Origin of the sequence: uncultured Acetobacteroides sp. (assembly GCF_963667355.2) — a bacterium.
Taxonomy (GTDB): Bacteria; Bacteroidota; Bacteroidia; order Bacteroidales; family ZOR0009; genus Acetobacteroides.
In genome coordinates, this window is the sequence record NZ_OY763328.2 from 3,373,041 (window position 1) to 3,385,570 (window position 12,530).

At 47.4% G+C, this 12,530-nt stretch carries 11 protein-coding genes; 2 read left to right on the plus strand and 9 right to left on the minus strand.

What is annotated here, in order from left to right; translation table 11 throughout:
- Positions 1-76: 76 nt before the first annotated feature.
- Together ACHZA1_RS13930 and ACHZA1_RS13935 are read left to right on the plus strand one after the other, a co-directional pair.
- Entirely contained in the window at positions 77-730 is a 654-nt protein-coding gene (locus ACHZA1_RS13930; protein ID WP_320052470.1) for a response regulator transcription factor, read from the plus strand.
- 211 nt (positions 731-941) lie between these two features.
- Positions 942-1,769, plus strand: coding sequence for a DUF5694 domain-containing protein (locus tag ACHZA1_RS13935; RefSeq protein WP_320052471.1), 828 nt, complete (start codon positions 942-944; stop codon positions 1,767-1,769).
- Positions 1,770-1,779: 10 nt separating this feature from the next.
- Here ACHZA1_RS13935 and ACHZA1_RS13940 read toward each other — a convergent pair whose 3' ends face one another.
- From ACHZA1_RS13940 to ACHZA1_RS13980, 9 genes are all read right to left on the minus strand, one after another.
- Positions 1,780-2,535 carry a LytTR family DNA-binding domain-containing protein gene (locus ACHZA1_RS13940; protein WP_320052472.1) on the minus strand — a complete coding sequence of 252 codons (756 nt, stop codon included), beginning with the start codon at positions 2,533-2,535 and terminating at the stop codon, positions 1,780-1,782.
- Complete coding sequence (locus tag ACHZA1_RS13945) at positions 2,532-3,599, minus strand: histidine kinase (RefSeq protein ID WP_320052473.1); 1,068 nt, start codon at positions 3,597-3,599, stop codon at positions 2,532-2,534. The genes ACHZA1_RS13940 and ACHZA1_RS13945 overlap by 4 nt, the downstream gene beginning before the upstream one ends.
- A gap of 9 nt (positions 3,600-3,608) precedes the next feature.
- A complete protein-coding gene (locus ACHZA1_RS13950) occupies positions 3,609-4,286 on the minus strand; it encodes a uracil-DNA glycosylase family protein (protein ID WP_320052474.1) in 678 nt (225 codons plus the stop codon).
- Positions 4,287-4,337: 51 nt separating this feature from the next.
- A complete protein-coding gene (locus ACHZA1_RS13955) occupies positions 4,338-7,241 on the minus strand; it encodes an outer membrane beta-barrel protein (protein ID WP_320052475.1) in 2,904 nt (967 codons plus the stop codon).
- Positions 7,242-7,325: 84 nt separating this feature from the next.
- Positions 7,326-7,727 carry a hypothetical protein gene (locus ACHZA1_RS13960; RefSeq protein WP_320052476.1) on the minus strand — a complete coding sequence of 134 codons (402 nt, stop codon included), beginning with the start codon at positions 7,725-7,727 and terminating at the stop codon, positions 7,326-7,328.
- A gap of 181 nt (positions 7,728-7,908) precedes the next feature.
- Positions 7,909-8,151 carry a hypothetical protein gene (locus ACHZA1_RS13965; RefSeq protein WP_320052477.1) on the minus strand — a complete coding sequence of 81 codons (243 nt, stop codon included), beginning with the start codon at positions 8,149-8,151 and terminating at the stop codon, positions 7,909-7,911.
- Between the two features lie 386 nt (positions 8,152-8,537).
- Positions 8,538-10,178 carry an AMP-binding protein gene (locus tag ACHZA1_RS13970; RefSeq protein WP_320052478.1) on the minus strand — a complete coding sequence of 547 codons (1,641 nt, stop codon included), beginning with the start codon at positions 10,176-10,178 and terminating at the stop codon, positions 8,538-8,540.
- A gap of 463 nt (positions 10,179-10,641) precedes the next feature.
- Positions 10,642-11,085 (minus strand): Hsp20/alpha crystallin family protein, encoded by a 444-nt coding sequence (locus tag ACHZA1_RS13975; RefSeq protein WP_320052479.1) that lies wholly within the window; start codon positions 11,083-11,085, stop codon positions 10,642-10,644.
- A gap of 214 nt (positions 11,086-11,299) precedes the next feature.
- Positions 11,300-12,349: an EFR1 family ferrodoxin gene (locus tag ACHZA1_RS13980; protein ID WP_320052480.1), complete on the minus strand. Its 1,050-nt coding sequence runs from the start codon at positions 12,347-12,349 to the stop codon at positions 11,300-11,302.
- Positions 12,350-12,530 lie beyond the last annotated feature (181 nt).

Below are 12,530 nucleotides of genomic sequence, written 5' to 3' on the forward strand. Positions count from 1 at the left end.
AAAAAAAGTAGCGGATGGCTGCTTCTTTCTTCTTTGATTAATCTATATTTAGGGCTTTAAATAGAGACGGAAAGCTATGAGGGGCACTAAGGTTAGCGTACTGCTTGTTGATGATCATCCCATTTTTACTGAAGGTTTAAAGCTGCTCTTAACTACAACGAATAACTATGAGGTTATTGGAACATGCCAGAATGGGCGTGAAATGCTTGATTTCTTAGCGATTCATCAGCCAGATATCGTACTTGTAGATATAAATATGCCGGTTTTGGATGGCGAAGAGGCTATCCAAAAGGCGCTGGAGCTGCAGCCCGACTTGCGCATAATTGTTTTGACATCGGAAGGGAAAGGAGCCATCGTAGAGCGGATAATTCATTCGGGGGTGAAGGGATTTGTATCCAAGAGTAGCTGTCAGGCCGAACTTGTTGATGCCATTGAAACCGTATACGAAGGCGGTGTCCATTTTTCGCAGGATATTTTCGACCTGCTTATTACCAGCATGCGGCAGCCCGAAAGGAATAGATCGGTGATCGACTTGTTTACTATACGGGAGAAGGAGATTATTCGGCTTCTATGTGATGGGAAGACATCGAAGGAGATTGCGCTGGAACTGAATATCAACCACCGAACGGTAGAAACCCATAAGGCAAAGATTTTCGAAAAAACGGGCGTTAACAATACCATTAGCTTGGTGGTGTGTGCCATTAAGGATAACCTAATAGAGAGTATCTAACTGCGATCATACCACGTTCTTGAGAATGCTCTAAAAGCAGATGTGAAGAGCGATTTTAAGGTGATAGAATATGCAAGTAAAAAAGAGAAACGCATAAAATCAATTTATGCGTTTCTCTTTTTTACTTGCTCTCCATCTATCTATGTATTTCTATGTAACAATAGAGAAGAAGGATCGTCCTAGGCTTGTGAATAAATTAAACGAAACAAGCATGAGAACATTTATCTTCTTTATGTGTGGCCTTTTTATTGCCACTGGACTATTGGGACAAACAGGTAATGGCCCAGCACAAACAAAAGTAATGACGCTTGGGGTTTTCCATTTTGCCTATCACAATTTGGATGTTGTTAAAACGGAAAAGAAAAATCAGATCTCGGTTTTCGACGAGCCTTACCAATCGGAGATAGTTGCCATTTCGAAGGCAATTGAGGATTTTAAGCCTACGATTATTGCTATTGAGCAAGCCCCTGACCAACAATATAAGATCGATTCTCTTTATTTGCAGTATAAGGCTGGAAGGTATGCGTTAGAAAAGAATGAAATAGATCAGTTAGGCTTTAGAATTGGTAAAGATCTAGACCTTCCTAATATTTATTGTGTAAACGACTGGGGTCGGCATTACGACAACATAACGTCAATGTTTAAAGATAGCCTCCGATTATCTAAGTTCGACGATTACTATACAAAGTTGTTTGGTTCAAACCCTACTGTTCCCAAGGTAACAAGCATTATTGATGAATTGAATAAAGCGAACAATCCAGATAGTATAAAGGATGATCTGTCTGGGTATTTAGACGGGATGTTTAAGTACGAGGAAAAACCAAATGATTTTACAGGTGTAGATTTTCAAACTGGCAGATGGTTTAATCGGAATCTGAGAATATTTCGAAACATACAAAGAATCCCTCATAGCAATGATGATAGAATCCTTCTGATAATTGGATCAGGGCACTTAAATCTGTTGAATTACTTTTTTGAGGTTTCGAAGGAGTTCGAGTTTATTTCTCCTTTGCCATATCTGAAAAATGCTAAGAGATAAGGTTATTCAACTACCTAATTACCCCAAGCCATACCTTAAATTCGGCAACGCGATTTTTGCTAATAATTACCCGCTCGGGTGTTTTCTGTACAAGATTTACCGATAGCCGATTGCCAAACCACACATCAATATCCTTTATGGCTTTGCGGACAACGATAAACTGGCGGTTGGCCCGGTAGAAGTCGGAGGAGGATAGCGTTCCCATAATTGTATCGAGCGATTTATCCATGGGGTAGGTTTGCCCGTTAAGGGTGGTTACATGGACATGCTCGTTGGAGGTGTAAAAGTAGCAGATGTCGTCGATGGATAGCGGAATTAGCTTACTCTTGAAGGGTATTAGGAATAGCTTGGTGCTGTCGACGGGTGTAGCGGTGTTGGTGATTTGTTGTAGCTGCCTAATAAGTTCGTGGTTGGTTAACGTTGCGAGCTTATTAAGGGCGTGGACTAGGTCGTTTGCCTTGATGGGCTTAAGCAGATACTCGATGCTGTTGAGCTTAAATGCCTCGAGGGCATACTGGTCGTAGGCGGTGGTAAATATCACCGGCGTGGTTACCTCAATTGCATCGAAGATGTGAAACGAGTGGCCATCGGCTAAATGGATATCCATAAAGATGATGTCGGGCTTGGAGTTGCTTCTTAGCCACTCTACGGTATCGGTAACCGTATCGGTAGTGCCAACTATCGTTATATGCGGGGCAACTTCGGCAAGAACCGCTATAAGGTTGCGCTGGGCTGCTATTTCGTCTTCTACTATAAGAGCCTTCATTGCTTCGATACAAGAGGGATTTTTACCAAAAATGTTTTCTCGTCGTTGATAACGGTTAGCTGTTTCCCGGTAAGCAGCTTAAAGCGGCTTGCTAGGTTCGAAAGCCCGATACCAGTACTCTCGCCATCGGGTAGCTTTGCCGAAATAGGGTTGCTCACCACTAAATTGTCTTCTTCGGTATAGATAAAGACCGCCAGCGGTTGCTTTGTGCTAATTACGTTATGCTTTACGGCGTTTTCGATTAATGGTTGCAGGGTTAGGAAGGGGAGGAGCAGTTTCATGTCGCTTTCATCGATCTTAATCTCGAAGAATAGCTTATTCTCGAAGCGGATGCTCAGTAGGTAGCGGTAGGCTTCGGTAAACTGAATTTCTTCTTCGAGCGTAACCAGCTCCTCGCTGCGTTTCTGCAGCACGTAACGGAATATTGACGATAGTTCGTCGATAAAGGTAAGCGCTTTGTTCTGCTCGTTCTCGCGGATGAGGTAGGAGAGCGAGTTGAGCGAGTTAAATAGGAAGTGGGGGTTGAGCTGGTTCATTAATCCCTGATAGCGGCTTTGCAAGCTATCGGTTTTTAGCTTCTCGTTTTCGATTTCCACCTGCTGCTTCTGCCATATAAGGCGGTAGAGCTGTCCGGCAGAGATGGAGGCCATTATTACGAAAAGCGCCTTGCTAAGGATTAGCGAGATAAAGCGCGAAGGAAAATGCTTATTGGGAAGAAAGACAACAATAAGGAAAACAAAGAGCAGCAGCCCTGCCAGAGTGCTGATGGCAACAACGGTTAGCTGATTCGACTTCTTCGTTCTCTTGTTGCTCCTGAATACTCCTGCATTGTAGGCAATAATGGTAAAGGCAGAAACGAATGAAAGCACCATCTCCCATACCATTCTATACCGAAACATATCCTCCCTAAAACGAGGCTCTCCGGGAAAACGGGGCGGGTGTGGCCGAGGGTGCGGGTCGGCGATGTACATTCCCACTATTTGGTTGATGTTGGCAAATAGGCAAACCATCAGCGCCAGCAACAGGAATATCAGAATCTTTTTGGTGAGCGTATTGTTGTTCATGGTGCGTTGCTATAGGGCGTTGGCTAGTGCATTGGTAAAGGTGTCGATTTCTTGTTCCATGCTTTTGCGGCGGTACTGCATTACAAATCGGGGATGGTTAACGGCAACTATTTGCTCGAAGGGTTTGCCGAGTAGGTTGTTTACCTCGGTGAGGTATTTAAAGTTTTTTCCTGCTCCAAGGCAAATGGCTTGCTTTCGGTTGGCGCCAAACGCTAGCTGGCGCTCGAGGTGCTCCATCATATAGGAAAGTGTTGCCTTAAGCATGGCGGGTGAGTCGTAGTAGTTGTAGTTTTTTCCGTTGTGGGTAAAGCCAATGGGCGAAGCTGAAGTTAGGTAGAACTTCGAGAAGAATGCCTCTGGGCCTCCCATTGCATCAACCACAGCGTAGATGTACTCCGACGAAAGTTCGGTGGTTGGCTTAAGGTTATGCTCTATTTGGCATGGATTCTCTAGTCGAACGGTATCCGTAAAGGCGATCCCCGTTTTCCCTGCACCGTTTCGTCCCGGGTTAATGCCAACGATAAAGGTTCGTGGATTGCTATCGGAGTAGTACTTGGTGTAGTACTTTCTGACGGCATCCATGGTTTCGGGAAGCAGGTACGGATTCATAGCCTCTACCCCATCGGGTAGAGGCTGATCGAATCGGAGTGTATTAAAGAAATCTACGACTTGTTCGCCAAAGGTCATTTAAGTTTGGTATTGAAGGTTGTTATTCCTCTCGAAAGTAGCCATCTTTTACTAAAAATCAAGAGGCCTATCCGAAGGTCCCATCGGTCTGTCAGATCTATCGGGACGATCTGGTCTGTCGAATGGCCTATCAAAATGTTTGTCCCTTTCGGGTTGAGGCATGCTGGCGCCTCCCTTGAAGTTCTTCAGGTTGTACACAAAGGTGACTAGGAAGTAGCGGCTTAGCACGCTGTTGTAGCTATCTTCGATATAAAGGCTGTTAACCGAGCGGCTGAAGCTTTTGTTCTTATTGAGCAGGTCGAAGACTCCAAACTTCAGCTCGGCTTGCCTATTGCTAAGAAATTTAAATCCTGCGTTGAGGTTGAGGTTGAGGTTGTCGTAGTAGAAGTTGTTGCCGCTGTACTGCTGGTAGGTTGCTTCGGGCTGAACGGTAAATCGGTCGGCGATGGTCCAGTTTAGCTTCGAGCGTCCGGTTTGCGACCAGTAGTTGTTGCCGTCGCTGCTCTTGTTGGTTGACGATACAATATTGTAGGCCGTATTGTACGATATGGTAAAGTCGAGGTTGGGGCTAATGTTGCTACCAATTACAACGCCTCCATTGGGTGAGTAGGTTTGGGTGGTAACATTCTTGTTGTTTAATATCGCAGGGAGTCGGCTATAGCCTGTTCCGGCCGATATGTTGACGTTACTTTTAATAAGCGATATGGGCAAGCCGTAGGTTACCATTGTGCTGAGGTTCCAGTAGCCATCGAGGTTAACAGGCTTCGAGAGCTGTGCCCCTTTCTTTAGGATTGTTCCATCGGTAAGAACGATATCCTTCCCAGCCAACAGCGACGAGGTACCTATGTAGTTGAGGGTGTTCTGCGCGTTGAAGAAGATGAAGAACGTTTTCCCTTTTTCCATGGAGGTGTAGCTGTAGCGAAGGTTGAAGTTGTTGCTGTACGATTGGTCGAGGTTGGGATTGCCGACGTACAGGTTGAGCGGGTCGCTATTGTCGACAACGCTTTGCAGCTGGCTGATGGATGGGGCTTGCGTTCTAGCGCCGCACATAAGCCTTAGGCTGTTGGCCTGGTTAAACTTAAAGTTAAGCATGGCCATTGGCAGAATGTTGTTGTACGACTTCTTGAGGTCGAAGGCTACCGGAAAGGTTTCATCGCCCTTTAGGCTGGAGTTTTGGTACGATAGGTTTAGCATGCCATTGTACGTATCTCCCTTTAGGCGGTACCCCAGCCCTAGGCGCTGGGTAATGTAGTCGCTCTCGTACACGTTGGATAGCGATGTGTCGAGGAGCGCGTACTGCTGGGTGGCCCTGCTGTAGGCGTTGGTGCGCTTGTCGACATCGGAGTAGGTGTACCCGACATCGTAGCTGGCCATGAGCTGGCTCTTTTTGCCAACGGGCTCGGTGTACATCACCGAGGCGCTAACGCTGTAGCTCTTGTTGGATAGCTTACTCTTTTGGTTGATGGTGTCGCGTTGCGATTTGCCCTTGGTGAAGTAGTCGTTTTCCGAGTACTGCAAGGCGTTGGCATCCTTGTTGGCGACGGAGTTGCGGAGCGAGATGGAGAAGGTTCGGCCATTTAGCTCGAACTTGTGGCGGTATAGTATTTCGTTGTTAATGTTGTACCCTTCGCTGAGCGAACTGCTCCTGTTCACCGACTTGTTGAGCAGCGTCGTTGGCCCCGAGGAGGTTTGGGCGTTCGAACTGGAGCTGGAGCGGCTGCTTTGGAAGCTGATGCTTGGGGTAACGATAAACGAGTTGTTGGGGTTGATGGTGTATTCGACCTTTAGGTTTAGGCGGTTGTTGTAGTTGTTGTTGCTGCTAGAACCCTCGTAGGTGTAACGTTGAGCCGTATCAACAGCGCCGTAGTACTGGCGATTAGTTTTCTGGTTGTTGGTGGTGTTGCTGTAGTTAAAGAAGTAGCTGCCGCTAAAGTTTACCTTTTCGCCCCACTTGTCGGAGAAGTTGATGCCAAATGCCGAGGTTTTGGTAAGGCCGCTCTGCTGGCCAACCATAAAGTTGGAGGCGCCACCACCATGTCCACCGGGACCTCCGCGCATCCCGCCTCGTCCGCCGCTGCTGCCAAGCACGCCAAGGATATCCTCGCTCGAAAAGTTCTGCTGGTTGACGTTGTTGGTCATCCCAATAAGCGATATGCGGGAGTCTCCCTTAAAGATGTTGACGTTACCGCCCACGTTGTAGCGGTCGTCGGTTCCGTAGCCGGCGTAGATTTTGCCGAACTGCCCGGCGCGCCTGTTGGCCTTGGTTACGATGTTGATGGTTTTGGTTGAGTTGCCGTCGTCGAAGCCGGTAAACGCCGCCTGGTCGCTCATCTTATCGAAAACCTCGATCTTTTCGATGATTTCGGCCGGAACGCTCTTTAGGGCAACCGTTGGGTCGTCGCCAAAGAATGGCTTCCCGTCAACGAGCACCTTCTTTACCTGCTCGCCCTGCGCCTTTATGGTGTTGTTGTCGGAGGTTACCCCGGGCAGCTTGGTGATGAGCGCCTCGGCATCGGCATCCTTGGTTACCTTAAACGCATCGGCGTTGTAACTGGTGGTGTCGCCCTTGACGCTGGCCCTTACGGCATGCCCCGTTATGGTGGCTCCGCCAATCATCTCGGTTTTTTCCTTAAGGCTAATGGTCCCCAGCGATGTGCTTGCACTGCCAACGGTTACCACCTTCGAGAAGTTTTCGAAGCCAACGTACTTAATATCCAGCCGATACTTTTGAGGGGCAACATTCGAGAAGGCGAATACCCCTTTGGCATCCGATATGGCGAGGTGTCTTTTGGTCGAATCTTTTAGGTTAACCAGTATGACGTTGGCGCTGATGAGCGGCTGCCTGTCGCTCGACTCAACGACCGTCCCTGAAACCCTTGCCGCTTGGGCATTGGCCTGCAGAGCGGCTGAGGCAATGAGGAATGAAAGGAATAATTTGGCTACGACTTTTTTCATTGTTGTAAGGTAACTAGGATTTACTGCTAAAACGAGATTGCAGAGCAGAAGTTTCTGCTCCTGCTCTGCTAAGGGGCTGCTGGGCTATTCTACCGGGCGGTCTCCGTGGCGTTCTCCGCGATTTTCTCCACGCCTGTGCTGCATCGGTCCAAAGGTTCCTTTGGCAAGCTCCATCTTGGAGAACGTTGCGTACTGCTCGGGAGTAAGCACCTGCTTTAGGTCCGCATTCCTTTTCTCCACTAAAGCGGGATTGGCCGCCTTTCTGACGGTGTCGGCCTTCATGTCGGCGATGGCCTTTTGGTTGAAGTCAAGCATGATTGCCTCCACCTTCTTCGACTGATCGTCGGAGAGCGTGAGCTTTTGGGTGAGCCTTTCGGTTTGGCGCTTTGCCATTTTTTCGGCTCTGTTTCCCTGGCGTTGGGCTGCTGCCGATAGGCCTACTAGTAGGCACATGCCTAATGCTAAGGTTTGAATTGCTGTTCTCATCGTTCTTTTTGTATTTAGTTAAACATGCTTTGTTTACAGTAGTATGACGCAGCTGCCGCCCAATAATTTCGAATATTTCCGTGAAAGGGAAAAAGATGGGGGTGAAGGCGAATGGTGGAAGGGTGATTTCCCTAGGTGGTATCCCCTGCGGCGAGGCATTTTACAGGGGCATCGGCTAAAATTATACCGGCGTCGATATAATTTCAATGGTTGTCGGCTGAATTTGCATCGGTGTCGATATAATTTCAATGGTCGTCGGCTGAATTTGCATCGGTGTCGATATAATTTCAATGGTCGTCGGCTGAATTTGCATCGGCGTCGATATAATTTCAATGGTTGCCGGCTGAATTTGCATCGGCATCGATATAATTTCAATGGTTGTCGGTTGAATTTGTATCGGCGTCGATGCAATTTCAATGATCATTGGTGGAATTTGCTCACTTGCATGAGTAATTTGCTCACCTAAGTGAGCAAATTACTCATCTATTGGTGCAAATTGCTCAGGAAGGTGAGCAATTTGCACAGCTGAAGGAGGAAATTCCTCATCTTCATGAGCAAATTGCTCAGCTACCGATGCAATTTGCAGGGTCATCGAACGGGGATTAATAGGCTTACCGTCCAAAGAAGGTATTGTCTGTTGATCCGATATCCAATAAACATCAAATAGCAAGGTGGCTGCACCTAAAAAACGAAAGCTCCGGTAGAAAACCTACCGGAGCTTTTAGTGTCGAGATGTTAGATTTGATGCTAGGGCTTGCCTGCAGGCGTAAGTAACGTGCAAAAAGGTTGCCTGCCTGCCTCTAGCTTATTTTAGGCTGTCTTTATTTCCGAGGCCTTCCTTAGCCCCAGCTCTTCGGTTGATATCTTGCGCATATCCACCTTGCGGATTTTGCCGGTTACGGTCATTGGGAACTCCGGCACAAACTTCCAGTACTTAGGAATCTTGTAGGTGGCCATCTTCCCCTTGCAGTAGGCAACCAGCTCCTCGGGCGTGATGCTCGATCCTTCGCGGGGGATAATCCAGGCGCATACCTCTTCGCCGTAGCGCTCGCTGGGCACGCCGATAACCTGAGCGTCGATGATGTTGGGGTGAACGATAAGGAATTCCTCCACCTCGCGGGGCGAGATGTTTTCGCCGCCGCGGATGATGATATCCTTGATGCGCCCAACAATCTTAACGTACCCGTTGTCGTCCATAACGCCCACGTCGCCGGTGTGCATCCAGCGGTTTTGGTCGATAACCTTGGCGGTATCTTCGGGGCTGTTCCAGTAGCCCAGCATCACCGAGTAGCCGCGGGTGCAGATCTCGCCCTCTTCGCCTCGGCGAACAATTTCGTTGGTTGCCGGGTTAACGATCTTAATCTCCACGTGGGGGTGAACCGTACCAACGCTGCCCACGCGCTTGTCGGTAGGGTCGCCGGCGTTGGTTTGGGTGGAAACGGGCGAAGTCTCGGTCATGCCGTAGCAAACCTGCACGTCGCGCATGTTCATTAGCGTGAGTACCTTTTGCATGGTATCGATGGGGCAGGGCGAACCCGCCATGATTCCGGTTCTTAGCGAGGAGAAGTCGTACTTCGAGAAGCTAGGATGCTCCAGCTCGGCAATAAACATGGTCGGAACGCCGTACAGCGAGGTGCACCTTTCGTTCTGTACGGTTTGCATTACCGTTTCGGGATCGAAGAACTCGCCAGGTACCACCATGGTAGCGCCGTGGGTGATGGCCGCCATGTTGGCCAGCACCATGCCAAAGCAGTGGTAGAAGGGTACTGGAATACATATTCTATCCTTTGGGGTGTACTCCAACCTTTCGCCGATAAAGAAGCCATTGTTCAGCACGTTGTGGTGCGAAAGGGTTGCTCCTTTGGGGTGCCCTGTAGTTCCCGAGGTATACTGAATGTTGATGGGGTCGTCGAACTGAAGCGTGCTCTCGCGCTCTTCGATTGCTTTATCGGTAATGGCACATCCCTTACCGATGAAGGTACGCCAGTCGTTCTCCATAACTACCACGCTCTCGGGGCACGAGCCATCCGCGCGTAGCTGGTCAATCATTTCGGTGTAGCTGGTTTTGCGAAAGCCTGCCGAAGCAATAAGCAGCTTAATGCCCGATTGCTCTACCGCATACTTCATATCAGCGTAGCGATATCCGGGATTGATGTTTACCATAATGGCACCAACACGGGCCGTTGCAATTTGAACCAACACCCACTCGTAGCGGTTGGGCGCCCATATTCCCACACGATCGCCGCGTTCGATACCGTAGGCTATTAACGATTTGGCAACTGCGTCAACTTCGTCCCATAGCTGCTTGTAGGTTGCTCTGTAGTTTTGGTTTACCACAACGAGCGCTTCGTTGTCGCCATGCTTTTTTACAATTCTCCTAAAATACTCGCCAAATGGAACCCCAATTAGCGGGGTATCCGAGGCACCATGCGCATACGAGAATAAAGCCATATTCAAAATTGTTAGTTTACATGTGATGGAACTACGCTACAATGCTTGCCCATTCTTACCATATATGATGGACGACGAATGGCAGCAGTGTCATTGTCCGAGTTCGTTGCTTTGCTTCGATTGCTGTAATTAGTCGGACGAAACTAACTAAAAATGAAATTGGTGATATTGGAGTGCTTTTTGTGAGGATAAAAATGATTTAATGTGTTGGGATTTATTGACTTAAATAGGAAAAGAGGATCTTACACTTTGTAAATAAAAGTAGCAGATTGATTTCGAACTATAATTTCGTAAACAGTTGTTAACGGTATGAAATGGGTGGTGCCACCGAGAAATTACACGAAATGGCAATCAACAGGTAAATTTGGGCGGTTCTATATTTAACGACCAAGTTCGATTTCAACATCCTCAAATAAAAAGAGGAAGCCCCAACGGCTTCCTCTCCTAATGCTTAAGCTCGAACCTACCTGATTTCGATCATGCGTGGTTCTTTTGGCTTTGCCTCTTCTCTTTTTGGAATGGTGATTAGCAACTCGCCATTCTCGTACTTGGCAGAGATCTTGTCGCTATCTACAATGTTGTCGGGTAGCGTAAATGAGCGGCAGAACGATTGGTAGCTGTACTCCTTACGGGTGTAGTTGCCCTCCGATTTTTCCTCCTCCTTTTTCCTCTCCGACGAGATGGTGAGCACGTTGTCCTTAAGGTTGATCGTAAAATCCTTTTTATCCATCCCAGGAACAGCCACCTCTACCATGAAGTACTCGGGAGTATCTTTAATGTTTGCAGCGGGCAGGGTTGTGTTGGTGTCCGAGTAGTTAAAGTTGTTCCAATCGAACATTTCTCTGTCAAATAAATCTCCGAATAGTCTTGCGAATGCTGGTACTGATTCGCTTCTTCTAGCTAACATAGTAACCTCCTTTTTTAAAGTTAATCTATTGGGTTTTATCCCTAACTTTTCAAATAGAATGCCAAGCGTTGATTAGTGACAATATAGCAGATTATTAGTGCGTTGTGTGACAAAATTACGGTTAGATAATGACATTTTTTCGTAATCGGGAGTTACCTTCTGCAATGCGATAAATAGAACCCGAGATGTTACGCCTTGGTGCAGGACTATTACCTTACTTTTTCTTGTTGGGAAGGAAATATCTTCTCCAAAACTTGTATCGGGTTAGCGAGGTGTACTCAATTAGTAGCCTAAATCCTGCAACTCGTTTAAGGCGATGAAGAATTCTGTAGCCAACAATTAGCATCGTAAAAACAATGACTGACTCTAGGATAAACCTTGCTGCTCCTGCAAGGAAACCTCCACCTTCTATAGAGTAGTACTTACCTAGAATGGAGTACAACTCTGCAATAACGGTGGCATAGGTAAGGTAAATGATGCCAAAGATGAATCCGTGCCCTGTTTGTATGGCGCGTTTGGGGCAGATGTTCATGCAGCGCATGCAGCTCTCGCAGCGGTAGGTCCAGAAGGGTTCGTTATGCACCAGCTTTATTGCCTTTATAGGGCAGCTGCTGATGCAGAGGTTACATCCGTTGCAGGAGGAGTTGGCGTAGAATGTTTTTGCAATGATAAATCGACCAAGGATGTAGTATACAATGGCGATGGGGAGGATAAGCATATCCTGGATGATGTCGTATGCAGCCCTGTAGCAGTTTTTCCCGCTAAGCATTGTATCGGCAAAGCGGAAGGTGATTCGTTGGCATCGTTCTACAATGGAGTTTGCCACCTTTTCCTTCACGCCGGGATGTAGCGATATCCAGTTGGATGGCATATCGATGGAGCGCATGCCTACAACCCGATACCCCTTTATAATAAGTACCAATGCGGCAAGCCAAAGGGCAATACCGCTCATTCCTGGCAGGAATAGTTTACTTAGCTTTAATCCAGCGCGGGTGTTTACCAGAAATATGCGGTTATGGTGCTTGCTTCTTGGAAACCGAAATATGAAGTTTACTACAATAGGAGGGTAGTTGAAGCCGTGGGTTGGACTAACAATACCAATTGCCGTATTTTGGGATGGAGTGTCAAGCGAAGCCCTATTAATTTGGGCGATATCCTCGTTGGTTGTTTCTACGTGCTGCGCAATGGCGCGCTCCTCTATCCATTGTGCAACCCTACGCGCGTTGCCCGTTCCAGAAAAGAAGTATAGCTTAAGCTTTTCCATATTGTTCTATCTTTGGGATAAAGATAGGGAATCATTGTAAACCTTGGTGTTTAGTTTTTTTCGTTCGTATTCGGGTGTAAGCTAATCCTCATTAAAGGTGTACTTCTTTGGTGATAATAGATTAAACTCTTTAAGTCGTAATTGAGCGGATGCGCTATCTTTGGTCGGCAAATCATAAATG

Coding starts and splice junctions, on each gene's coding strand:
- ACHZA1_RS13960 (WP_320052476.1), bottom strand. CDS start 7,727: ATGAGAACAGCAATTCAAACCTTAGCATTAGGCATGTGCCTACTAGTA.
- ACHZA1_RS13950 (WP_320052474.1), bottom strand. CDS start 4,286: ATGACCTTTGGCGAACAAGTCGTAGATTTCTTTAATACACTCCGATTC.
- ACHZA1_RS13965 (WP_320052477.1), bottom strand. CDS start 8,151: ATGATCATTGAAATTGCATCGACGCCGATACAAATTCAACCGACAACC.
- ACHZA1_RS13970 (WP_320052478.1), bottom strand. CDS start 10,178: ATGGCTTTATTCTCGTATGCGCATGGTGCCTCGGATACCCCGCTAATT.
- ACHZA1_RS13940 (WP_320052472.1), bottom strand. CDS start 2,535: ATGAAGGCTCTTATAGTAGAAGACGAAATAGCAGCCCAGCGCAACCTT.
- ACHZA1_RS13980 (WP_320052480.1), bottom strand. CDS start 12,349: ATGGAAAAGCTTAAGCTATACTTCTTTTCTGGAACGGGCAACGCGCGT.
- ACHZA1_RS13935 (WP_320052471.1), top strand. CDS start 942: ATGAGAACATTTATCTTCTTTATGTGTGGCCTTTTTATTGCCACTGGA.
- ACHZA1_RS13955 (WP_320052475.1), bottom strand. CDS start 7,241: ATGAAAAAAGTCGTAGCCAAATTATTCCTTTCATTCCTCATTGCCTCA.
- ACHZA1_RS13975 (WP_320052479.1), bottom strand. CDS start 11,085: ATGTTAGCTAGAAGAAGCGAATCAGTACCAGCATTCGCAAGACTATTC.
- ACHZA1_RS13945 (WP_320052473.1), bottom strand. CDS start 3,599: ATGAACAACAATACGCTCACCAAAAAGATTCTGATATTCCTGTTGCTG.
- ACHZA1_RS13930 (WP_320052470.1), top strand. CDS start 77: ATGAGGGGCACTAAGGTTAGCGTACTGCTTGTTGATGATCATCCCATT.